At 56.2% G+C, this 22,473-nt stretch carries 19 protein-coding genes; 10 read left to right on the top strand and 9 right to left on the bottom strand.

Annotated elements, in window-relative coordinates:
• Positions 1–18: 18 nt before the first annotated feature.
• On the top strand, positions 19–516 hold the full coding sequence (locus E1180_RS14515) for an arsenate reductase ArsC (protein WP_155191943.1): 498 nt from the start codon (positions 19–21) through the stop codon (positions 514–516).
• Between the two features lie 4 nt (positions 517–520).
• Positions 521–1,192 (top strand): aquaporin, encoded by a 672-nt coding sequence (locus E1180_RS14510; RefSeq protein WP_155191942.1) that lies wholly within the window; start codon positions 521–523, stop codon positions 1,190–1,192.
• A 75-nt stretch (positions 1,193–1,267) separates the two neighbouring features.
• Here the strand turns inward: E1180_RS14510 and E1180_RS14505 are convergent, their stop codons facing one another.
• Complete coding sequence (locus E1180_RS14505) at positions 1,268–3,682, bottom strand: Tex family protein (protein ID WP_155191941.1); 2,415 nt, start codon at positions 3,680–3,682, stop codon at positions 1,268–1,270.
• Positions 3,683–4,063: 381 nt separating this feature from the next.
• Between E1180_RS14505 and E1180_RS14500 the strand changes: the two genes are divergently transcribed.
• Entirely contained in the window at positions 4,064–4,732 is a 669-nt protein-coding gene (locus E1180_RS14500; protein WP_280115254.1) for a TetR/AcrR family transcriptional regulator, read from the top strand.
• Here E1180_RS14500 and E1180_RS14495 read toward each other — a convergent pair.
• Entirely contained in the window at positions 4,716–5,837 is a 1,122-nt protein-coding gene (locus E1180_RS14495) for an ATP-dependent DNA helicase (RefSeq protein WP_155191939.1), read from the bottom strand. The genes E1180_RS14500 and E1180_RS14495 overlap by 17 nt on opposite strands.
• Positions 5,838–5,955: 118 nt before the next feature.
• Positions 5,956–7,290, bottom strand: coding sequence for an NAD(P)/FAD-dependent oxidoreductase (locus tag E1180_RS14490; RefSeq protein ID WP_155191938.1), 1,335 nt, complete (start codon positions 7,288–7,290; stop codon positions 5,956–5,958).
• A gap of 356 nt (positions 7,291–7,646) precedes the next feature.
• Between E1180_RS14490 and E1180_RS14485 the strand changes: the two genes are divergently transcribed.
• Positions 7,647–8,567 (top strand): fatty acid desaturase, encoded by a 921-nt coding sequence (locus E1180_RS14485; protein WP_208997155.1) that lies wholly within the window; start codon positions 7,647–7,649, stop codon positions 8,565–8,567.
• Between the two features lie 32 nt (positions 8,568–8,599).
• The gene (locus E1180_RS14480; protein WP_155191936.1) at positions 8,600–9,391 is read left to right on the top strand and encodes a phosphate/phosphite/phosphonate ABC transporter substrate-binding protein; all 792 of its coding nucleotides are present in this window, start codon (positions 8,600–8,602) and stop codon (positions 9,389–9,391) included.
• Between the two features lie 15 nt (positions 9,392–9,406).
• On the opposite strand, the gene E1180_RS22650 is transcribed toward E1180_RS14480, so the two are convergent.
• Positions 9,407–9,541: a hypothetical protein gene (locus E1180_RS22650; protein WP_280115253.1), complete on the bottom strand. Its 135-nt coding sequence runs from the start codon at positions 9,539–9,541 to the stop codon at positions 9,407–9,409.
• Positions 9,542–9,712: 171 nt separating this feature from the next.
• On the opposite strand from E1180_RS22650, the gene E1180_RS14475 reads away from it, so the two are divergent.
• The 3 genes from E1180_RS14475 (at position 9,713) to E1180_RS14465 (ending at position 11,656) form a co-directional block, all read left to right on the top strand.
• A complete protein-coding gene (locus E1180_RS14475; protein ID WP_155191935.1) occupies positions 9,713–10,621 on the top strand; it encodes a LysR family transcriptional regulator in 909 nt (302 codons plus the stop codon).
• Between the two features lie 105 nt (positions 10,622–10,726).
• Positions 10,727–11,023: a hypothetical protein gene (locus tag E1180_RS14470; RefSeq protein WP_155191934.1), complete on the top strand. Its 297-nt coding sequence runs from the start codon at positions 10,727–10,729 to the stop codon at positions 11,021–11,023.
• Between the two features lie 120 nt (positions 11,024–11,143).
• A complete protein-coding gene (locus tag E1180_RS14465) occupies positions 11,144–11,656 on the top strand; it encodes a CBS domain-containing protein (RefSeq protein ID WP_155191933.1) in 513 nt (170 codons plus the stop codon).
• Between the two features lie 29 nt (positions 11,657–11,685).
• Here E1180_RS14465 and E1180_RS14460 read toward each other — a convergent pair whose 3' ends face one another.
• From E1180_RS14460 to E1180_RS14450, 3 genes are read right to left on the bottom strand one after another with little or no spacing between them, the layout of a single operon-like run.
• Complete coding sequence (locus E1180_RS14460; RefSeq protein ID WP_155191932.1) at positions 11,686–13,062, bottom strand: M24 family metallopeptidase; 1,377 nt, start codon at positions 13,060–13,062, stop codon at positions 11,686–11,688.
• A 53-nt stretch (positions 13,063–13,115) separates the two neighbouring features.
• Positions 13,116–15,551 (bottom strand): GcvT family protein, encoded by a 2,436-nt coding sequence (locus tag E1180_RS14455; protein ID WP_155191931.1) that lies wholly within the window; start codon positions 15,549–15,551, stop codon positions 13,116–13,118.
• Between the two features lie 60 nt (positions 15,552–15,611).
• Positions 15,612–17,189, bottom strand: coding sequence for a trimethylamine methyltransferase family protein (locus tag E1180_RS14450; RefSeq protein ID WP_425280921.1), 1,578 nt, complete (start codon positions 17,187–17,189; stop codon positions 15,612–15,614).
• Between the two features lie 255 nt (positions 17,190–17,444).
• Between E1180_RS14450 and E1180_RS14445 the strand changes: the two genes are divergently transcribed.
• The gene (locus E1180_RS14445; RefSeq protein WP_155191930.1) at positions 17,445–18,359 is read left to right on the top strand and encodes a phosphotransferase; all 915 of its coding nucleotides are present in this window, start codon (positions 17,445–17,447) and stop codon (positions 18,357–18,359) included.
• 203 nt (positions 18,360–18,562) lie between these two features.
• Positions 18,563–19,609 carry an ABC transporter ATP-binding protein gene (locus E1180_RS14440; protein WP_155191929.1) on the top strand — a complete coding sequence of 349 codons (1,047 nt, stop codon included), beginning with the start codon at positions 18,563–18,565 and terminating at the stop codon, positions 19,607–19,609.
• A gap of 2 nt (positions 19,610–19,611) precedes the next feature.
• On the opposite strand, the gene E1180_RS14435 is transcribed toward E1180_RS14440, so the two are convergent.
• On the bottom strand, positions 19,612–21,312 hold the full coding sequence (locus tag E1180_RS14435) for an ABC transporter permease (RefSeq protein ID WP_155191928.1): 1,701 nt from the start codon (positions 21,310–21,312) through the stop codon (positions 19,612–19,614).
• 107 nt (positions 21,313–21,419) lie between these two features.
• Positions 21,420–22,400 carry an ABC transporter substrate-binding protein gene (locus tag E1180_RS14430; RefSeq protein WP_155191927.1) on the bottom strand — a complete coding sequence of 327 codons (981 nt, stop codon included), beginning with the start codon at positions 22,398–22,400 and terminating at the stop codon, positions 21,420–21,422.
• Positions 22,401–22,473: the final 73 nt, after the last annotated feature.

The following is a 22,473-nucleotide window of genomic DNA, read 5'->3' as shown; positions in this document are numbered from 1 at the left end:
GCGGGTGGCTAACTTTCCATGAAGAATATTTTATTTGTGTGTACCGCCAATTCGGCGCGCTCTGTCTTGGGCGAAGCGTTGTTGCGTCACAAGGGCGATGACGGCTACCAGACGTTTTCTGCAGGCTCGACTCCCCGCGGTACGGTCAATCCCGATGCGCTGAAATGCCTGGAACGCAATGGCCTCCCGGCAGCGGGTTTCCGGTCCAAGAGCTGGGAGGAGTTTGCAGGCGCGGACGCTCCACAAATGGACCTGATCGTTACCGTATGCGACAGCGCGGCCGGCGAAGCTTGTCCGGTCTGGCCCGGTCACCCGCTGGTGGTGCATTGGGGTATTCCCGATCCGGCTTCTGTTGAAGGCGAAGAGGCCAGCCGTGCGGCGGCTTTTGACCTTGCTTATCAGCGGCTCGAGCGGCGGATTGATGCCATGCTGGCTCTCGGGCCAGCTGTGTTCGATGCGCCCGATGCCAAGGCGCAACTCAGCAATATCGGATCTCAAGCGGAACTGCAGGATTGAATTGATGGCGGACTTTACTTTAAGCCGGCGGCTAACAGCTGAGGCGCTTGGTACGGCCATGCTTGTTGGAACCGTTGTCGGATCGGGCATCATGGCGGACCGTTTATCGGATGATGTGGCGGTTTCCCTTCTTGGGAACACAATTCCGACAGGTGCGATCCTCGTTGTGTTGATTACTATTCTGGGACCGATTTCCGGCGCCCATTTCAACCCTGCCGTCACATTTGTGTTTTGGCTCCGCAAGGAATTGACGCTTGGTATCGGTCTTGCCTACATCCTTGTTCAAGTGCTTGGCGGTATTTGCGGGTCTTTGATCGCTCATATCATGTTTGAGCTTCCCGTTTGGCAAGCCTCAACAACCGTGCGCACCGGAGGTGCACAATGGACGGCGGAAGTCGTGGCGACTTTCGGACTGCTGGCCTCAATTCTGGCTGGTATCAAGTTCCGGGAAGCCGCCGTTCCATGGCTTGTCGGTCTTTACATTACCGCTGCCTACTGGTTCACGGCCTCCACATCCTTTGCCAATCCGGCTGTCGCTATATCACGTGCATTCACCGATACTTTTGCAGGCATCCGCCCAATTGACCTGCCAGGCTTTATTGTTGCCGAGTTTGCAGGCGCAGCGCTTGCGCTGCTGGTGTTCAGCTGGCTGTTGAAGTCGAACGAAAGATCTTAAAGGCGTCTTTGAAAAACTGGTCGCAAAGGCTGATTGGCTAGCTTCATGAAGCCTTTCAATTGTCTTTGGTAAAAGCTATTTCCGTTTTTTGTTCATGGCAGCTGCCAAGGCGGCTGCCATGGCATTGTTGCCGTCCCTGCTGCTGCCTGAGTTTACGCCGTTCTTGCCACTGGGGCCCCGGCCGCCTGGTTTGCCCTGTGCTGGAGAGTGGGATTTGTTCCGATCTTGCGCACTGCGCTCGCGCTGCCCCTGATAATCGGCTTGCGATTTCATGGTCATTGAAATGCGTTTTCGCGGTACGTCCACTTCCAGGATCGTGACCTTCACGATATCTCCCGCCTTGACCACTTGATGGGGGTCATCGACGAACCTGTCTGCAAGCTGTGACACGTGAACCAGACCGTCCTGGTGGACACCCACATCAACGAAAGCGCCGAAATTGGTCACGTTTGTGACTGTTCCTTCCAGCTTCATACCCGTTTTCAGATCCGAGATTTCCTCGACCCCGTCCTGCAAGGCCGCTGTCTTGAACTCCGGCCGCGGGTCGCGGCCTGGCTTTTCAAGTTCCGCGAAAATGTCCTTTACCGTCGGCAGGCCGAACGTCTCATCGGTAAACTCAGTGGGATCGTGGTTTTTCAAAAGGGCACTGTCGCCCATGATTTGACTGACATCGCGCCCGCAGGCTTTCACAATGCGCTTGGCCAGCGGATAGGCTTCCGGGTGAACAGAAGACGCATCGAGCGGTTCGCTGCCGCCATTGATCCGAAGAAAGCCGGCGCAGAGCTCAAAAGCTTTTGCGCCGAGGCGTGGAACGTCCTTCAGTTGCATCCGTTTCTCAAACCTGCCGATGCTCTCGCGATGGTCAACAACCGCCTTGGCAAGACTGTCCGACAATCCTGATATGCGCGCCAGCAAGGCGGGGGAGGCCGTGTTCAGATCGACCCCCACCGCATTCACGGCATCTTCCACGACAGCGTCGAGCGCCCGCGCCAGTTTGCTTTGATTGACGTCATGCTGGTACTGGCCAACCCCGATTGACTTCGGTTCGATTTTTACAAGCTCTGCAAGAGGGTCTTGCAAACGCCGCGCGATAGAAGCCGCGCCGCGCAGGGACACATCGATATCCGGCATCTCTTTTGCCGCAAGTTCCGAAGCTGAGTAGACCGATGCGCCCGCCTCATTGACAATGACTTTCACCGGTCTTTGAGCTGCCGGAATATCAGTGAGTACGTCACCTGCAAGTTTGTCGGTTTCGCGGCTCGCAGTGCCGTTGCCGATTGCGATAAGCCCAATCTTGTGTTTCGCGATCAGGGCAAGAAGCGTTGCCCTTGCACCTTGCACGTCATTCCGTGGCTGGAACGGATAAATCGTTGCAGTGTCCACCAGTTTCCCGGTTTCATCGACAACGGCGACTTTCACACCGGTCCGGATACCTGGATCAAGGCCAAGGGTTGCCTTGGAACCGGCTGGCGCGGCCAGCAGCAAATCCTTCAGGTTTTTTGCAAAAACCTGAATGGCTTCCTCTTCAGCCTTGTCCCGGAGAACCCCCATCAAATCGAGTTCGAGATGGAGGGCAAGTTTTACTTTCCAGGCAAACCTGGCAGCCTCCATCAGCCACTTATCACCAGGCCTGCCGAGATCACGGATTGCGTAGGTATCGGCCACCATTTTGACGGCTGGCAAGACCGGGGATGCATCCTCGGCATCGACGGTCAACTCCACTGACAGAATGCCCTCGTTCCGGCCGCGGAACAATGCAAGCGCCCGGTGACTGGGAATTTTCGCCCAGCTTTCAGAGTAGTCGAAATAGTCGGCGAACTTGGCACCCTTGTCGGCCATGCCATCAATCAGTTTCGACTGGACGACGCCGCGCTCTTCCATGTAACGGCGCAACCGGCCAACCAGTTCCGCGTTCTCGGCGAAGCGTTCCATCAGTATCTGACGCGCGCCATCAAGTGCAGCCTTGACGTCCGGAATGCCCTTGTCCTTGGAAATGAAAGAAGCTGCTTCTGTTTCCGGAGCCCTGTCGGGCGAGCCCAACAACAGATTTGCCAATGGCTCAAGGCCGGCTTCGCGCGCAATTTGTGCTTTCGTGCGCCGCTTTTTCTTGTAGGGAAGATAGATGTCTTCAAGTTGTGACTTTGTGTCGGCGGATTGGATGGCCTGGGATAGATCGCTGGTCAGCTTGCCCTGTTCGTCAATCGACTTCGTGATGGCGGCGCGCCGGTCCTCCAGCTCCCGCAAGTAGATCAACCGTTCCTCAAGCTTCCGGAGCTGACTATCGTCAAGTCCGTCCGTTGCCTCTTTCCGGTAGCGGGCAATAAACGGAACTGTCGAACCTTCATCCAGCATCTGGACCGCAGCGTTTACCTGACCCGGCTTGCAGCCGATTTCGTTTGCAATCCGGTTGGAGATCCGCAGGGCCGTCGCAGCAGCTGTCTCCGGCGAAGCAGAGGACGGTGTCGAGGCGGATATCGGAGCGGTTGCCATAAGCTGGTCCCTTTGGGCTGCGGAAGGTGATGAAGGTGTCCAAGGCCGCGCAAGATAGTGTGGTGGGCCCATCGAAGGAAGACAATCTGTGTTGCCATCCACGGCAATCGCCGGCTTTGGATATGCGCTCAGCGAAGCGTTGCCTAATCAAGGGCCCACATGGTGCCCTGCATGGCTTGGAATGTATAAGTATATTCAACAGTTCATCGTACGCTCGGCAATAAAAAGCGTATCCTACCATCCCGATATTTGAGTATCTTGGAACGCGTCGTCCTTTCGATTGGGCATTGGCTGCCAAACGGGATGATCACTTCTGGCAAACTCGTACACTCCGGAAACGGTTTGTAGTGAGCGTTTTGCATACCTAAACCGTAACTCGGGATGCGTCCGGCGTCCCTGGAGGTCTTTATGAGCCGTGGCCGGCCCCGCAAAGTAGAAACTGAGCAAGCACTGCATGCGATCATGCGGGCATTTTGGCAAAACGGTTTTAAAGCGACGTCCATGAATGACTTGGTAGACGCCTCAGGGATGGCGAAGCCGGGTCTTTATGCGGCTTTCGGTGACAAAGAAGCCATGTTCGAAAAGTCGCTCCTGCACTACTTTGATTGTTATGGCGACATGGTGTTTGGCCCGCTGACGCAAGCGCAGCATCACTATCTCGTCGATTTGCGGGAACTGATCAGGACAGTCGGTTATTTGGCGGCGGACGACTCTACGCCCATGGGATGCTTTCTATTCAATTCACAGGTTGAAGCGGCCTACGGCTCCGAGCGTCATAAAACGCTTTTGAAAGACTTGGGGTCTGCGCGCATTGAAGCGATCAGAACGCGGTTGCTGAAAGCAGTCGGAGCAGGTGAAATCACGGGTGAATGTGACACCGATGCTCTGGCAACTTTTATCGATGGCCAGCTCGCAGCGGTTTCCATTTTGGCCCGATGCGGCGGAACGAAGGCGCAGATCGACACGTTTGTCGAAACGGCGATGAAAGCGCTCCCGTCGTACAGCCCCGAGGTTTTGGAACACAGTTCCGAATTCACCTTACGACAGTAAGCTTTTCGGCCGCGCGCGTAACTGCCGTGTAAAGCCAGCGATCCCGATGTTCGCGGAAGGCCCAGCTTTCATCGAACAGCACCACACTGTCCCATTGAGACCCTTGCGCCTTGTGTACGGTCAGCGCGTATCCGTAGTCGAATTCGTCGGCCTTCCGACGAATTGCATAGGGGATGGCATCCGCGCCGTCCTCGAACATTGCCGGCAGCACTTTGACCTTGACTGTGGTCTTGGCAATTTCATCTTCGGAAACGACGTCGAACCGGAGAGTGTTGCCGCGTGCTTGGCGCAGACGCTTGACGGTCCACAAACCGCCATTCAGCAAACCCTTTGTCTTGTCATTGCGCAGGCATACAAGCTTGTCCCCAACAGCAGGCATCGGCGTGGTGAATTCCCGCAATTCACGAATGCGGTTGTTGTAGAGCCTGCGTGTCTTGTTCGTTCCCACAAGTACCTGATCAGCTGAAAGGATCTGGTCTTTGTCGATCTGACTGCGGTTTATCACCCGGCTGTCGCCAAACTCTCCATACTCCAGCTTGCCGCCATCTCGAATGGTCATCGACATGCGGACGATCGGATTGTCCTGCGCCTGCCGGTGAACTTCGGTCAACATCACATCGGGGTCTTTTTCGGTGAAATAGCCGCCGCCTTTGACCGGTGGCAGCTGTGCCGGGTCACCAAGAACCAGAACCGGTGTGCCGAAGGAAAGAAGGTCCTTGCCGAGTTCTTCATCGACCATCGAACACTCATCAATGACGATCAGTTTGGCCGTAGCTGCGGCGCTATCCCGCTTGATTGCAAATTGAGGACCAGTATCTTCCTCGTCATCATCTGAGTCTTCTTCTTCCTTAGCGGAGCGCGGCCGGTAAATCAGCGAGTGGATTGTCCCGGCATCCTCACAGCCTTTTTGGCGGAGCACATGGGCGGCCTTGCCGGTGAAAGCCCCAAAACAGACATCCCCGTCAATGCCTTCTGCCAGATGACGGGCAAGCGTGGTTTTCCCGGTCCCGGCAAAGCCAAACAACCTGAAAACCTGACGGTCGCCGCGCTTTAGCCAGGCAGCCGTTTCCTTGAGAGCTTCATCTTGCTGGGGCGACCACGCCATTGCGGAGAATCCTGCTTTGTTCTCGTGTGCCGCTTGATACCGTGATTTTACGGCGAACGCCAAGAGGGGATCGGCCAAACTGTTGTGGGCGCAGGCCCCAGCGCGATAATTGGAGTGATCAACCGATTACCGAAAAAGAACTGCGATTGTTCGGCTGGCGTTTCCTGGAAAATGTCGCTGTATTAATTGTGTGTCTGACCTGCTTCAATGGAAACTGAAGCGGCTCCAGATCGTGGTCGGCGCCGTTTTCGCAGTAAGCAATCAGATCCGCCATCATGCGTCCGGCGACCGGTGCATTCTTGAACTGGTTTCCGTTTGTTCCGATCGCCATGTAGTATCCCGGTACGTCACTCTTGTCATAGATCGGCAGCCAGTCGTCCGAGGCATCATAAAGATCAGCAAGGCCTGCGGGGTGTTGTGAAACGCCAAGCGCCGGCAAGCGCTGTGAATAGCGGTAGGCGTAGGTCAACGCACGATCGGTGAGATCTCTTGAGAAGTCATCAGGGTCACATAAGACCGGGTCATCGCAGGGCGGGTTCATACTTCCGATCATGAGGTGCCCGCCACCGGATGGTTTGACGTAAACCCCGACGTCGTCGTCCGCAACAATGAGGCCTTGTCGGGTGTAACCAAGGTTCGATGGCGGCTGCACCTGAACCACTTCTTGTTTGAGCGGGCGTGTCTGGATGTTGAGTCCGGGATCATCGTCAAGCAAGGCGTTGACTTTTGCAGAATGCGGACCGGCTACGTTCACAATGATCGGCCTAGAGACCCGGCGCCCGTCTGCCAGCTCGGCACCTGCGGCTCGCCCGTTTTCGACGCATATGCGTGTTACCTTTGAGTTGAACAGGAACTGTCCGCCAGCGCGTTCGGCTGCAGTCTTCAGATTGCGTGCGGCCAGTTGCGGATCATCGACATATCCGCCTGAGGGAAAGTAGGCGGCGCTTGTGATTTCACCTTTGGCCGGTTCGCCAAACCGATCGTCATCCATTGTTTTTACAGGGGCAAAACAAGTCAGGTCATAGCCCGGCAAGGCTGCTTGGATCTGCCCGGCGTCCCAGATCTCGTATGCAATCTTGAGGGCATCGGCACTTTCCAGGATGCGCGACAAATGATCATTTCCCTCTGTCCGCATAACGAGCGTGCCGGTTTCGATCAGTTTGGCAAGGTCCGTATCCTCTGGCAGGGCCACATAGTCCGGCCAGTTTTTCCATTCGAAAAAACCCTCATATGCCAGCGCAGAGCCATCAAGTGTCGAGTAGTAGGTCCTGACGACGGCCGCCGAGCTGGATGTCGAGCCATAGCCGGGCGCCGGCAGCTGGTCGATATTGAGGGTGCGGTAGCCCCGTTTGGCAAGGTTATAGGCAATCGCGCATCCAATCACACCGGCACCGATTATGATTGCATCGTACCGGGCGTCATGTCGAAGGTGCGAATCGGTCTCTGGTGTCATTCGTATTTTGCCAATTGCCTAAAGTTTGTTGATTGCCGCCGGGCTTTTAGTGCTGTTCCGGTCCCGGGCCGGTGTTCCAAACGTGGTTCAAGCGCTGAACTCATTTGGGGAATCACCCAGCCCACGACATATCAGTGCAGGTGTTTTGTATTGCCGAGACTAAGGCAATGATCGTGTAGAGCAATCTTCGCTATGTTTAATTTAAGCTGCAGTGATGCTGAAAATCTGCAGATGATTATTTTTGTAATAAAACGCAGAATTTGTTCCCAACTCCCAAATTGAACGCTGACGGTTGCCGGTGCACCTTTTGGACTGATCAGAATTCCTATCGTGATTACAGTTATTTGGAGGTGTGCGTGTCGTTCGCAAGAACTTGCGAGTGGCCGACACTGGCGTTGATCGTTGGTGTTTCGGCTGCATGGGTGGGGTTGGTTTTGTCATACACGGAGTTGGGCTGGTGGTTCTTCCCGCTGGCGGCACTTACCGTTACTCTCTCATCGTCCGTGCAACACGAAGTTCTGCATGGGCATCCGACCCGGAACCCTGCCCTCAATGAGGCGCTTGTTTATTTCCCGCTGGGCCTGTTCATTCCCTACCGCCGTTTCAAATCTCTGCATTTGCGCCATCACAACAACGACCGGCTGACCGATCCATATGATGATCCCGAGAGTTTTTATCTGGATTGGGGAACGTGGGAGCGGCTGCCCGTGCCCCTGAAGGTGATCATGAACATGAACAATACCTTGCTCGGGCGGCTGGTGATTGGTCCGGGAGTGTCGCTTATCGGATTCTATGGTGCTGAACTTGCGCATATCCGGGACGGTGACAGGGCCGTCATGCGCTCGTGGCTCCATCATGTTGCTGGATTGGTTCCAGTTGTTTTGTTCGTGTCTTACCTGGGGGGCATTCCGGTTTGGGCTTATGTGCTCGGTGTCGCCTATCCAGCCATGAGTTTGCTTATGTTGCGGACATTTGCTGAGCACCGGGCGCATGAGGATGCTGAGGCAAGATCGGTCATCGTTGAGTTTTGCCCCGTCTTCTCGTTTCTTTTCTTGAACAACAACTTGCACGTTGTGCATCACGCCTTGCCCCGTGCGCCCTGGTACATGCTTCCAGGCATTTACAGGCAAGCGCGGAATGACTGGCAGGAACGCAATCAAGGCTATGTCTATTCCAGTTATCTGCAGCTTGGCCTGCGCCATTTCTTGAAGAAAAAAGAGCCCGTCGCGCATCCCAACAGATTGCCAAGACGCACACGGAAAGGGCAGACGGCTTGACCAACCCCGAGTTTCGGCCTGTCAGATTGCCGATGTATGACTGGCCCGAGGTGCGTGCTGAAACTTGTGCACTCGAACAGGCTCTCACGGAAGAGATCTGCTCGGCCTTGAAGATTTCTCTTCAGGACCTGAAACCCTGGCCAGATGACATAAAACTCTATGACATCTGGAAGGCACCTGGATTGCTCTTGGCGCAGACCTGCGGCTACCCGTTTACCCATGCATTAAAGCATCGGGTGGCTCTGATCGGGGCGCCGCATTACCGGGCTGAGGGATGTGCGGGGGCGTTGTATCGCAGTCATATCGTTGTGCGGGCGGACGATAGCGCCGCTGACCTTGCGGACTTGAAGGGCAAGCGGCTTGCTGTAAACAGTCTGGACAGCCAATCGGGCATGAATGCCCTGCGTGCTGAAGTCGCTGGGATGGCCGAGGGTAGCAAATATTTTGAAACGGTGATTATGACAGGCGGGCATGTTGCTTCCCTGCATGCTGTTGCGGCAGGTGATGCTGATCTGGCCTCGATTGATGCGGTTTGCTGGCATATGGCAACACGATACAAGCCGGAACTGGCCTCGTGCTTGAAGTCCATAGGCCTGACGCGCGAGGCCCCAGGCCTGCCGTTCATAGCGTCGTCAATGCACGACCAAACGGCACTTGAAACAATCCGGCGGGCGGCGCAGGCCGTTCTTACAAGCACCAGCACGCAAAAAAGCCGTGAACGGCTCGCCATTCACGGCTTTTCAGTTTTAAACAAGTCGGTCTACCAAGTCATCGAAGACATGGAAGAGGAGGCCACTAGCCTCCAGTATCCAAACCTTGCCTAGTTGTTCAGTCTGCCCTTAGCGGACAGTGATGCGTGCCTTGTTTGCAGCAGACAGGCGCAAAGAATGGTTCATGCGGGCGAGTTCAGCAGCGGAGCGGCCGGACACAACACCCATGAGGTTGGTGCCGAGTGCGTGAGCAAGATAGGTCATGACGATCCCAATCCCGTTTCAGTCAGTTGTTGCGTTAGAGTGATGGGCGGTCCACTGCTAATAAATTGGGCCGCTTGTCCGCTATATGAGCATTCCTTGCCTTTCAATCAATCGAATTGTATTCAAGTATCAGTTCAAAAAAATTGAACTCAAGAATTAATGAGCGCTGGAATGGAAAAACTACCAGGATCCGGTACCCCGCTGATTGATATCGAACTGTATCGCACATTCCTTGTGATCGCAGAAACATCAAGTTTTTCAAAGGCATCAGAGCTGATCGGGCGGACGCCTTCTGCGGTGTCGATGCAGATCAAGAAACTGGAAACCATGTTAGGCGTTTCCGTCTTCGTGCGGGAGGGACGCAGCGTCCGGCTGACCTCCGAAGGGGAGGCATTGCTTGGCTACGCCCGCAGGATCCTGATGTTGAACGAAGAAGCGGTCGGACTGTTTGTCTCTCCGTCCGTTGAGGGGGAAGTCCGTTTCGGAGCCCCGTCTGACTTCGGAACCCGCTTTCTGCCGAATATCTTGTCGCGTTTTGCGCGCTCTCACCCAGGGGTCAATGTTGATGTGCACCTGGATGGTAGCCCGATGCTGGACGAGAAGGTCCGCAAGGGTGAGCTGGATCTCGTCTTGTGCACTGCCCGGCCCGGAACCAAGTTGGCGGAGGGCGGTGAGGTCGTTTATTCCGAGCCTCTCGTCTGGGCAGGCCTTGAGGGCGGCATTGCCTATGAGCGGGATCCATTGCCGCTTGCCGTGTCCAATCCCGGGTGCCCCTGGCGCCGGGCAGCCCGCATTGCGCTCGATGCTGCGCAAAAGCCATATCGTATCTCCTACACAAGCTTCCACAGCGCAGGGCAGGAGGCTGCCCTTCTTGCTGATCTTGCGGTCGCGCCGTTTCCGGCAAGCATTGTCGAGGCGCCCATGCAGATCCTGGACAAACGGCATGGCCTTCCGACGATTGGTGACTACCACATCATCATGAAAGAGCGCGCGCGCGCCGGCCGGGCGACCCATGCCTTTGCTGAACATGTCGAGGAGTGTTTCAAGGAAATTTCGCTCGGCTCTGCCACGGCAGTCTGACGCGTTTGTTAACCATAGTGTTAACGAATAGTAAAAAGCCTTCGAGTTATGGTTAACAATTGGTTACTCTGTCGCAAATTGCGATTTGCATGCAGGAGACAACCAATGAAGCTTCTCGTAAAGGCCGCGTTCGCGGCAGCGCTTTCGCTCTCAGCTGGAACCGCTCTTGCTGGAGACACCGTCCGGATTCTGCAGGATGAACCCTATGGTGCGGTTGTGACCAAGGAAGCGGGGGTCTTGGTCTTCCGCGCCCTTCCGCCCACCCGCAAGGTCATCGTGAACCCCGAGGGCAAGACACCGTTGAATCTGAACTTCACCGAAGTGAATGAAACGAACGTAGTTGTTTGGTCCCAGGGCGAATACGTCAAACAGCGCGGACCGAAAATCATCCGGCTGAAGTGATGCGGCCCGCGGGCCGTATCCCTTTAACGGATGTGTGTCTGCCAGGGAGGCTGCAATTTTTGCCGCAGCGTAAACCGGGGGCGCTTGTCCTGCGTACAGATGTCGCAGGAGGGCTCCCGAATGAAAATCAAAGAACGCATTGAATTTCTTTCTAAACCGAAGCCATTTACGGCAGCACCGGGCCAATCGGTTCTGGATGCGTCCAAAGAAATGTCTGCGAGAAACATCGGCTCTGTCGTTGTTACGGATGCCGAAAACCGAGTGGTCGGGCTCGTAACCGAGCGCGACTTGATGCGCCGGATCGTAGCTGAAAACAAAGACCCGTCTTCAACCAAGCTTTCCGATATCATGACCACCAGCCTAAGGCTGGCGCGTGAAGACGATAATGTGGTCGATTGGCTCAGGGTCATGTCGAATGAGCGGTTCCGCCGCTTGCCCGTAGTGGATGCTGACGGCAAGCTTGTCTCGATCATGACACAAGGCGACTTCGTCTCTTACACTTGGCCCGAACTTCTCAAGATCATGTCGGACCGCGTCGAGCAGAAACTGGGCATCAACAACCAGCATATCTGGATCATTGCCGGGGTCCTGGTCTACGGCATCGCAATGGCCGTCATTATGGCTGCTGTCTGAAGATCTGGAAACTTATCACAAGATGGCCGTCAGATTTGACAGCCCATCAACCGAGCATCATACGGATATGTGCTGAGGCGTTCATAGCCGGTCTCTGTGATGAGCAGTTGCTCCTCCAGCTTTACGCCTTCGTGTCCGCCGTGGCGGCCAACATAGCTTTCCACACAGACCACCATTCCAGGTACCAGTACCCCATCGTATCCACCGCTCGCCCAGTCTGCGGGGTAAGGGACTGCCGGGTATTCATCACATAGGCCAACACCGTGAAACAGAACTGAGTATCGGTTCGCCTGATAGTCTTCCGGTAGGTTCTTAGCGCTGTGTGAAAGTTCAAAGAAACTGCGCCCTGGTGCGAGCATTTCTATGTTCGCTTCAATCTGATCGACCGCCATTTGATGGAGCGATCTCTGCTCGTTGGTCGGTTGCCCGTCGCCGCACAGCCACGTGCGGGAAATGTCGCAGCACATGCCGTAGGGCCCAACAAGATCGGTGTCGAAGGCTACCAACTCACCCGATTGGATTTCACGCGCTGAGGCCTCTTGAAACCAGGGATTTGTGCGTGGGCCGGAGGCGAGCAAATGCGTCTCAATCCACTCTCCGCCGCGACGGATATTTCCTGCATGCAGCAGTGCCCAAAGATCCCATTCCGTCATGCCCGGACGGAGGGCCGCTTCCATTTCCGACATTGCTGCTTCACAGGCAGCAATGGATCGGCGTATCGCCTTGATTTCGTCGGAGCATTTAACGGCACGGGCAAGTTCCATCACCTCTTCACCGTCATGCAGCGTCAAACCATGGCTTTGAAGTGCTCCGACCCCTTCCCGGCGGCATTTGTCGACGGCGATCCGCGCGTTTGGACCACAATAAGTCTTGACCAGATCTGCCAGCTCTTTAGCCCACTTCTGCGCAAGTTCCGCCGACCGCGGTCCGGATTCAAAATAGAACCAGGGGACACCGTGGCGGACTTCATCAACGAGCATGTTGTGTGCGGACAGATGTTCGCAGTTGTGAAAGTCAAAGGCGATGACAGGGCCGTTGTGCGTCACAAGTGTGTAGCGCACCGCATTATGAGTGCTCCAGACCTGCATGTTGGTGCTGTCGGTTGCATAACGAACGTTCAGCGGATCACATAGAATGGCTGCGCTCAGGTCAAAAGCCTCTAATTGCTGGCGAATTCTTTGAAGCCGGTATTCCCGCACAGCATCCATGTCAGGTGCTGCAAGGCCAAGCGCTGACCACTCGGTTTCTGCGAGCTCGCCATATCCAAGGACATGACGATTGAGTGCAGAGGCCTTTTCGGTCGCGTAGGCTGACAGTGCCTCGTATCCGGCTGCATCACCAGGATGATCGGGCAAAACGGCCGGCATGATTTTTCGCCGGTGCCGGCCAAAGTGTTCCGTATTCATGACTGCCTGCTTTCCTCCGCCAACTGGTCAATCCCGTAAATGCCGGGTCCCGCCTACATCCGCATGCGTTCCGCTTTGGGGTCGAACAATGGATCCGTGATGAGGGTGGCCTTGCGACGTTCTCCGAGAATTTCGATCTCGAAGGCTCCGTCATCCGTGTTTACCGAAAACTCAGTGGGGACATAGCCCTGAGCCAAAGACTTCTCGACATGGTGTGCGTAGCCGCCCGACGTGATCCAGCCGATCACATCGTTGTCGTGCCAGATCGGTTCATCGCCCATCACATCGGCATCGAGTGCATCTACGACGAAGGATACCCGGGATCGTTTCGGTCCATCCTCGAATTCCCGGCGGGCGGCTTCCTGGCCAATGAAGTTGTTTTTGCCGAGTTTCACAAAGCGACCGAGATCTGCTTCGAAAGGACCATAGATCGGGCGGAACTCCCGGAACCAGGTCCCGAAGTTCTTCTCCAGGCGCATGGCGAGCAGAGCACGCATGCCGAAATTCTGGATGCCGAACTCCCCACCGGCGTCCATCAGAGCCATGTAGACCTGACGCTCGTATTCCGGTGTCATCCAGATCTCATAGCCGAGGTCACCGGTGTAGCTAATCCGGTTGACCTTACAGGGCGCGTTGGCAACATCCATTTCGCGGAAGTCCATGAACCGGAAAGCGTCATTGGAGACATCGTCCCCGGTAACTTTGGCAAGGACATCGCGGGCCTTCGGACCTGCAATGGAAAGACCCACCCAGCCAAGGTTGATGGCCTCAATCGCAACAGTGCCATCATGCGGCAAGTGCTTTTCGAACCACCGCATGTGATAGACTTCGGCCTGACTTGAACCGAACATGTAGAATGTCTCGTCACTGTCGCGGGCGATGGTGAAGTCGCCAATCAGCTTGCCGGCTTCGTTCAGCATCGGCGTCAGCACTATCCGTCCCACCTTCGGCATGGTGTTGGTCATCAGGTAGGACAGGTAGTCCTCAGCACCTGCGCCGGTGATCTTGTACTTGGCGAAGTTGGCGATTTCGGTAATGCCAACTCCGGTTCGCACCGCGCGGCATTCCGCTCCAATTGCGTCAAAGTCGTTGGAGCGCCGGAACGAGACGACATCTTCAGCTGTCTCGCCATCGGGAGCAAACCAGAGGGGAGTTTCAAGCCCCCAGCTGTCGCCCATGACAGCCCCTTGCGCCAACATCTTGTCGTAGAGCGGTGTAGTCTGGTGTGGACGCCCGGCAGGCAATTCCTCGTTCGGGAAGCGGATGCGGAACCGGCGGCTGTAGTTCTCCTGAACTTTCTTGTTCGTGTAGGCAAGTGTCGCCCAGTCACCGTACCGGGCGACATCCATGCCCCAGATGTCGTAGCCCGGATCGCCGTCGATCATCCAGTTGGCAAGTGTTAACCCGACGCCGCCGCCCTGGCTGAAGCCGGCCATGACCCCGCAAGCAACCCAATAGTTCTTGAGACCCCGCACCGGGCCAACCAATGGATTGCCGTCCGGTGCGAAGGTGAACGGGCCGTTGATGATCTGCTTGATGCCGGCATTTTGCAGCGCCGGGAAATGCTCAAAGCCGACCTCTAGCTCCGGGGAGATCCGGTCAAGGTCCGGTGCGAGGAGCTCGTGCCCGAAATCCCAGGGCGTTTCCTTTGGGCTCCAGGGACGGCAATTCTGCTCATAAGTGCCGAGCAGCATGCCTTTGCCTTCCTGGCGGGTGTAGATCTCACCGCCAAAATCAAGAACGCCAATCAACTCTTTGCCGGTTGCCTCGTTATGAGCAACGACTTCGGGCATCTCATCGGTAAGCAGATACATGTGCTCCATAGCGAGCACCGGCAATTCTATCCCGACCATGCGGCCGCATTCACGGGCCCAGAGTCCACCTGCGTTGACGACATGTTCCGCCCGGATCATGCCCTTGTCTGTGATGACATCCCAGGTACCCTCCGGGGTCTGCACCATCTCCTCGACCTTGGTGTGCCGATAGATCTCTGCGCCATTGATTCGCGCAGCCTTTGCGTAGGCGTGGGTGGTGCCGGAGGGATCGAGATGCCCTTCGATCGGATCCCACAAGGCGCCGATGAAATATTTCTCATCCAGGATCGGGAACATCTTCTTGGCCTCAGAGACCGAGATCAGTTCCAGATCCATGCCGAGATACCGGCCCTTGGCCTGGGCGAGGCGTAGAAAATCCATCCGCTCGGGAGTGTCGGCCAGCATCACGCCACCGGTCAGATGCAAACTGCAGGACTGGCCGGAGATCTCTTCCAGTTCCTTGTAGAGATCGACTGTGTAGCTTTGAAGCTGGGAGACGTTCGGGTCACCGTTTAGGGTGTGAAAGCCGCCCGCCGCGTGCCAGGAGGAGCCGGAGGTAAGCTCATCTCTTTCCACAAGCGTGACATCGGTCCAGCCCAATTTGGTCAGGTGATATAAAACACTGCAGCCAACAACGCCGCCGCCAATCACAACAACCTGAGTATGGGTTTTCATCGTTTCGCTTCTCCGCAGGCCTCAAGTCCGGCCTAATCAACCAAGTGTTCGTCGTGATTTTCAGAAGTCGGTGGGCGCTCCGCCCTCCCGCTTGCGCCGCTCGACAAACGTGGTCAGTTCTTCGTCTATGGCAGGGTCGAGGGAAGGTTGTTCGTAAGCTTCGAGTGCTTTTTTAAAGAGCATGTTCGCCTTGTCATATGCGATTGGCTTACCGGCCTCTGCCCAGGTTTCATAGTTACGCCAGTCTGAAACAATAGGCGCGTAAAAGGCGTCTTTGTACCGGGCCTGTGTGTGTTCTGTACCAAAGAAATGTCCCGCCGGTCCCACATCCTTGATTGCATCGATTGCAAGAGCATCTTCGGACACGTCGAGCGGGGTCAGGTATTCGGCGATCTTCTGGAGTAGGTCGATATCGGTAATGAACTTCTCAAAACCTGCACTGAGGCCGCCCTCAAGCCAGCCTGCCGCGTGTTTGATGATATTCGCGCCGCCGTTGATGGCGCCCCATTCCGACAATGTGGTTTCCAGCGCAGCCTGGTAGTCGACCGTATTGGCCGCGCAAACGCCGGAGGACCGGTAGGGTAGGCCATATTTGCGCGCGAGCTGACCGCCTGCGATCGCTGCCTTCATGTATTCGGGCGTTCCAAACGCCGGTGCGCCCGACTTCATGTCGACGTTCGATGTGAAGCCGCCATAAACGACCGGAGCGCCCGGCCGGACGATTTGAGAGAAGGCGATGCCTGCAAGGGCTTCTGCGTTTTGGAGTGTCAGGGCTCCTGAAATCGTTACCGGCGCCATGGCCCCGGCAAGGGTAAACGGCGTGACGATTGACACCTGTCCCTGCTTCGCCATTTCGATGAGCCCTTGCAGCATCGGAGTGTCAAGGCGCAAGGGCGAAGAGGTGTTGATGACGGTTGCGACACATGGCGTGTTTTCAAACTCCTCCTGGCTGAGCCCATAGCCGATACGCGTCAGTTCCAGGCCATCGATATTGCGTTCCTTGCCCAGGGAGTAGATGTGAAACACCTTGTCCGTCAGGCGGATCATATCGGAGACACAGTCCAGGTGGCGGACGGAGGCATGTATGTCGACGGGTTCTACCGGATAGCCCATCACGCAATGGATGATGTTGAAGAATTGCGCAAGTTTCAGCAGATTGCGGAAGTCTTGCTGATTTCCCGGTCTCCGGCCGCCATCCCGGTCGACGGCATTCGGAGCGCTCGCAACGCAGGAAAACGCAATTGCGTTCCCCCCAATTTCAAGGTCATGGGCCCGGTTGCGGGCTCGTATCGTGAAGCAGGAGGGGGCTTTGGCGACCAGTTCGGCGACCATCGCACGATCCATGCGAACCCGGTCCTCACCCGGTTTGATCTCCGCCCCTGCTGCCTTGAGCATCTGCTTGGCGTCTTCGTGCAGAAAATCGATGCCGATTTCCTCAAGCACCCGCATGGACGCATCATGGATCGCCTCCAGTTCATCTGCGGAAACTGTTTCAACCGGCCGGTAAACATGTCGTGGCTGCTTGAAAGGCTTTTGGGGAAAAAGATCCGGTCCAGAACTCCCCGCTTCGCGGCGCCGTCGGCTGCGGCGCACAGGTGCAACTTCATGTCCTGAAGGGGCTTCGGTGTCGGTCATCATGCGGCACGCCGTTCGGGTTCATGGGCGGTCATCGCAGCCTCGCCGGAACTTGGTGCTGATTGAACGCAGGGAAGGAACACTTTGATCCTAGCTGCGCGTCCCGTAATCACGCGCAGTCTCAGAACGACAGCGAATGCCGCTTCTCCGACATTGCTTTCCCGGTTCTTGGCCAGAGCTCCGAAGAGAGTGTACTTGACTGCACCCAAGGACGGAGCGATCAAAAACAAGGGGAATAGCTGATTGGAGAAGCAGAGCTTGCTGAGAACGCTGACAGATTCCGATGTGCTGGCGCTGCTGAAGGCTCATCTGTCCATTGGCGACTGGACGTCGGCGCGCTTGCGGGAGTTGCCAATGGCTTATACCAGCCGCTTCTGGCAATTGGACATTCCCGGCAGAAGCTTTGTGATAAAGGAGTTCTTTCCTGAAAATGAGGATAACCCCCTTTATCCGACCCTGCCGCGCCAGGAGGCAGATGCACTTTCCGTATTGGCCAAACACGGCTTAGCACCTGACCTGGAAGCGTTTTTCGAAACGCCGACCGGCTCCCCGATGCTCGTCTATGGCTATCCGGCGCCCCGGTCGCGGGAGATAGATGTGCGGGAAGCCGCCGAATTGATCGGCCGCATCGCATCGCTTCCAGAGCCAGTCCCGTGGCATCAGACAGTTCCAGCCGGTTTTGAAGAGGTGCTTGCGCGCGGTGATGCAATGCTCGCGATGATCCCACAGAGCCGCAAGGCGGCGAACCTGAAGCGCCTTCGCCCGAAAGATGGCGGCGGCACCGGAGCGGTTGTTCCGCGCAAGCTGGTGCACCGGAGTTTTTGCCTCGGGACCATTCAGGCGACCGGTTTCGGCGCGCGGCTCATCGACTGGCAGTTTGCAGGGCTTGGAGACCCGGTTGAGGACATTGCCGGATTTTTGTCACCAGGTCTTGCCACGCTTTATGGGCTGCATGCGCTTGTTGCCTATGCCGAAGAAATGTTTCTAGCCCACTATCCGGATCAGGATACGGCAGCCCGGTATCTTGAGGAACGTCCTGCATATCATTGGCAATTTGCGGCTTACTGCCTCTATCGGCAGGAAACCCTTGTTCATAAAAACGCTCCAGCTGCCCGCGCATATGGCAAGGCGCTGGAAGCCGAGGTCGATTTCTTGCTCAAAACGCGTTCATGACGGGACCCGATGTTGGTCTCGTGGTTAGAGCATTGGGCGTTCTTTTGTTAGCGTCCAAGGAGGCTCGATCAGTCAATCATCGACCAGCTTTGGGTGGGGAACCGGGTCCGGTTTATCGCCCGCTGATCCTATGAACGCACTGAACTACTCCTCAGGCTTCCTGCCGTAATGCGTTTGTCATGCGCAATGCTTAGACGACGGCCATGACCATCCAATTGTCTTCCATTACAAAGTCCTTTGGGGGGCACCGTGCCCTTGACAATGTCGACCTGCAAATCGATGAGGGAACGTTTTTTGTCGTCCTGGGGCCGTCAGGTTGCGGCAAATCCACTCTCTTGAAATCGATTGCAGGCCTTGAGCCGATTGACGCTGGTGAGATCAGATTGGGTGGCCGCATCGTTGCGGGCAATCGTGTTCATGTTCCTCCCGAAGAACGTCAAGTCGGCGTTGTCTTTCAGTCCTATGCTCTGTGGCCGCATATGAGTGTTGCGGGCAATGTGGCCTTTCCGCTTGAAACGGCCGGTACCCCGAAACAACAAGTCTCAAAACGGGTGCAAGATTGTCTTGAGACGGTCGCACTCACCCCCTACCAGACCCGGAAGCCATCCGACTTGTCGGGAGGGCAACGGCAGCGGGTCGCGTTGGCAAGGTGCCTTGCCCAGGGAGCATCAACCGTTTTGATGGATGAGCCGCTGGCCAACCTCGATCCGCACCTTAGAAACTCCATGGAAGAAGAACTTGCGGAGTTTCACCGTACCAGCGGGGCGACGACCGTGTTCATCACCCACGACCAACGCGAAGCGATGGCGCTTGCGGATAAGGTGGCCGTGATGTGGGATGGTCGAATTCTGCAGGTCGATGATCCGGATACTTTGTACCGCAGGCCATTGTCCCAGCGTGTGGCTGGATTCATTGGCCGGAGTGCGATCATTCCGGTTGTCATTCAGCAAGTGGACGGTGCAACAGCGCGCTTTGAGTTGGCAGGTGCTTCGGTTGAGGTCGATTGCCCCGTGGGTACACGTCCTGGACCGGCACAAGTCCTGCTGCGGCCGGACCATATTGTGCTTTCCACGGGGGCATATGGACTGCCGGTGCAGATTGTCCGAACCACCTACCGAGGTGGGCACTGGGAAGTGTTTGTAAGCGTTGAGGGTCTTGAAGAGCCGATCATGATGAACCTCTCAAGACGGGCAACGCCGGGAGAGAGGCTTCAAGTCGAGATTATCCGTGGCTGGGTCTTACCCGGTTAAACTCAGTCTTTCCAAGGGATTGTCCCGGCCGGAACCCGTTTTGCCAGGCCATTCATCGCGATCATGACAAGGATCGTTGCTGCAACGACAACTACGGACATGGCGGCAGCCAGTGTCGTGTAGCCTCCATCTTCATAATTGAAGATTGCCGTGCCTATGGTTTCGTTCCCGGTTGACCATAACAACGCAGAGACCGTCACCTCGTTATAGGCTGTCAGGAAGACGAGGATTGCGCCGGATGCGGCGGCTGGTGCGGTTAGCGGCGCGAATATCCGCCGCATCCTGTAGAGGTACTTTGCACCAGAGACCTTGGCGGCATCCTCCAGGGACCCATCCATTTGGAGAAAGGCGGCGGCGACCGGTTTCAGGCCGACAGCGAGAAACACGGAAACATAGGCCAGAAAGATGATCCAAAGCGTTCCGTAGAGCGAAACGTTGACAACTGGCAACGGTCTGATGAACGCCAGGATGAATGCAATCGACATGACCAGGCCCGGAACTGCAAACGCGATTTCGGCTTGCGTGAGGGCAAGGCCAGCCAGGCGCCGCTTACCTGCAAGCTTGTGGGCAAGAAAGTAAGCGGTAAACAGGCTGATCAGCGCAATAACGCCAGCAGCAAGGCCCGCAATGACTGTGGAATTGAAGAACGCTCTGACCGTTACGGATTGCCGCCAAAGGACTTCTTCAAAATTCTCAATTGTTATCGTCGAGAGGCTTAGGTCGATCCCGTAGGTTCGGACCAATGCGGTTGCCATTAGGGAAGCGGCGGGAAGAAGCAGGACCATGGCGACAAATGCCCAGAGTGCAAGCTCAACAAACTTGCGCGTGCTTCCAAGGGAAAAGGCAAGAGGGTCCTGCGGCAGGCCGATCAGGCTCGCGCGCATTCGCCTTTGAAGGAGGCTTTGCAACAGGATCGCAGCCAGTGCAACAAGCGCGAGAATGACAGAGATAACGGCGACGTTCGGAAGAACGTCCGGTCCGAAACTCGCAAGACGGCGCCAAACCAGAACCGGAAGTGTCGTGTACCGCGCCGGGATGCCAATGAGGGCATTAATACCGAAATTCCCAAGCGCTGCCACAAAGGCAAGTGCAAAGCCTGCGAGAAGTGAGGGGCCAAGGAGGGGCAAGGTTATCCGGCGCAGCATGTAGATCGCGCTGGCCCCTGACACCCGGGCTGCGTCTGAGAGTTCGCGCGGAAACGACCGCAATGCGGCCCGGACCAGCAGAAAGACCAAGGGGCTGTGCTGCAGCGTCAGCAACAGGACGAGGCCCTCGCGGGAGTAAAGAGGGTGTGTTGAACCCAGTTCGGGGGCAATGCCCAGCATCCGCAAAACCGGGCTCGCAGGACCAAGTGCCTGTATCCAGGCAATTGCCGTCACATGCGGCGGGATCATCATCGGCAGGAGGATCAGGAAAACCAGCAGGCCCTTAGCCCGGATATCGGTGAGACCGATCAGCAGAGCGAGTCCTGTGCCTAACAGGGTTGCGAAGAATGCTGAAAGCAGACTGCTCTCGACCGAATGCCATAACGCGCGCTGAACGGATCGGCTTTGGATGGCATCGGTGAGGGGGGCGAGATCAAGTCCGGCCTCGCTGGTCAACCCGGTCTTGAACAACAACATCAGCGGCAGGCCGCAAATGAGTGTTGCGCAGGCCACCAGCAGCACCAGTGTGGTTCTCTCGGCAGTCAGGATCTTGCGCAAATGATGTGTGCCAAGTTCGAAGGAGGAAGATGGTAAGACAGGCGCCGAACAAACTGCGGAAGGAAAACGGCACCGTTTGCGCCGCTTCCCAGCTCAGGTTTCAAAAATTAGCCACCAAAAATTTCGGTGAACTTGATCTTGTTGGCCTGGTCCTGCTCGAGGGCTTGTGCCGGATCGAAGTCCATCAGTTTGATCTGGTCGCGGGCCGGAAAACCTTCAGGTGCCGCCACTGAAGGATGTGCAGGCAGATAACCTTGAGAGGCGGCAAGTTGCTGACCTTCTTCGGAGATCAGGAAATCGACGAAGGCTTTAGCAGCGTCAGGGTTCTGTGCGGTCGACAGGATCGCGACAGGTTCCGTAACTGCAGAAACGCCTTCTTCCGGGAAGACGAACTCGACCGGAGCGCCTTTCAGCTTTTCACGGATCGGCAGGAAGTCGACAACAAAGCCATAAAGCTTTTCGCCGCCAGCGATGGCTTTGTATGTGCCGCCATTTCCGCCTTTCGGGTTTGCGCCTTGGTCCGCAAGGCCTTCATAATAAGCCCAGCCGAGGTCTGGGTTGGATGTCAGGGCCGCCATGTGAATGGTTGCCGCACCCGATGTCAGCGGTGACGGCATTGCCAGCTTGTCTTTTGCTTCCGGCTTCAAGAGGTCCTTGTAGGACGACGGCTTCATAGGCGCATTGGTGTTGTAGACGATCCCGGATGTGATCAATTTCGTGGAGAAGTACGTCTTGTCCTTATCCATGATGGCCGGGTCATATGCAGACACGTCAGCGGCCTCATGCGCCATCAGGCGGCCTTCCTGTTTCAAGCCTTCCATGGTGACCATGTCAGCGATCAACAGGACGTCGGGTTTTGGGGCATCCGCTTCGAACTCTGCCCGCAGCTTTGCCATCATCTTCGTGGTGCCGTCGCGAACCCATTCGACTTCGACGCCGGGATGTTTTGCGGTGAATGCATCTACGGTTGCCTGAGCATCCGCATTTGGTTGTGATGTGTAAACGACAAGCTTTCCAGCAACATCATCGGCGAGTGCCGAGGTTACCGTCGCGGTCAAAAAACCAGCAGCGATCAGAAACTTTTTCATAATAGCGGATCCCTTTTTGTCGGCCGCAGAGGCGATACGGCTCCGCGACCGACTAGCAGGAATACATGACACT

This window comes from Roseibium denhamense (genome assembly GCF_009711415.1).
Taxonomy (GTDB): Bacteria; Pseudomonadota; Alphaproteobacteria; order Rhizobiales; family Stappiaceae; genus Roseibium; species Roseibium denhamense.
The sequence above is the reverse complement of the archived record's forward strand: the minus strand, read 5'-3'. Positions and strand labels throughout refer to the sequence as shown.

What these genes read in the sequence shown, in the direction of transcription:
- E1180_RS14515 (WP_155191943.1), top strand. Translation starts at nt 19, where the DNA reads ATGAAGAATATTTTATTTGTGTGTACCGCCAATTCGGCGCGCTCTGTC.
- E1180_RS14500 (WP_280115254.1), top strand. Translation starts at nt 4,064, where the DNA reads ATGCGTCCGGCGTCCCTGGAGGTCTTTATGAGCCGTGGCCGGCCCCGC.
- E1180_RS14490 (WP_155191938.1), bottom strand. Translation starts at nt 7,290, where the DNA reads ATGACACCAGAGACCGATTCGCACCTTCGACATGACGCCCGGTACGAT.
- E1180_RS14510 (WP_155191942.1), top strand. Translation starts at nt 521, where the DNA reads ATGGCGGACTTTACTTTAAGCCGGCGGCTAACAGCTGAGGCGCTTGGT.
- E1180_RS14480 (WP_155191936.1), top strand. Translation starts at nt 8,600, where the DNA reads ATGTATGACTGGCCCGAGGTGCGTGCTGAAACTTGTGCACTCGAACAG.
- E1180_RS14450 (WP_425280921.1), bottom strand. Translation starts at nt 17,189, where the DNA reads ATGATGACCGACACCGAAGCCCCTTCAGGACATGAAGTTGCACCTGTG.
- E1180_RS14440 (WP_155191929.1), top strand. Translation starts at nt 18,563, where the DNA reads ATGACCATCCAATTGTCTTCCATTACAAAGTCCTTTGGGGGGCACCGT.
- E1180_RS14465 (WP_155191933.1), top strand. Translation starts at nt 11,144, where the DNA reads ATGAAAATCAAAGAACGCATTGAATTTCTTTCTAAACCGAAGCCATTT.
- E1180_RS14460 (WP_155191932.1), bottom strand. Translation starts at nt 13,062, where the DNA reads ATGAATACGGAACACTTTGGCCGGCACCGGCGAAAAATCATGCCGGCC.
- E1180_RS22650 (WP_280115253.1), bottom strand. Translation starts at nt 9,541, where the DNA reads ATGACCTATCTTGCTCACGCACTCGGCACCAACCTCATGGGTGTTGTG.
- E1180_RS14455 (WP_155191931.1), bottom strand. Translation starts at nt 15,551, where the DNA reads ATGAAAACCCATACTCAGGTTGTTGTGATTGGCGGCGGCGTTGTTGGC.
- E1180_RS14475 (WP_155191935.1), top strand. Translation starts at nt 9,713, where the DNA reads ATGGAAAAACTACCAGGATCCGGTACCCCGCTGATTGATATCGAACTG.
- E1180_RS14430 (WP_155191927.1), bottom strand. Translation starts at nt 22,400, where the DNA reads ATGAAAAAGTTTCTGATCGCTGCTGGTTTTTTGACCGCGACGGTAACC.
- E1180_RS14495 (WP_155191939.1), bottom strand. Translation starts at nt 5,837, where the DNA reads ATGGCGTGGTCGCCCCAGCAAGATGAAGCTCTCAAGGAAACGGCTGCC.
- E1180_RS14470 (WP_155191934.1), top strand. Translation starts at nt 10,727, where the DNA reads ATGAAGCTTCTCGTAAAGGCCGCGTTCGCGGCAGCGCTTTCGCTCTCA.
- E1180_RS14505 (WP_155191941.1), bottom strand. Translation starts at nt 3,682, where the DNA reads ATGGCAACCGCTCCGATATCCGCCTCGACACCGTCCTCTGCTTCGCCG.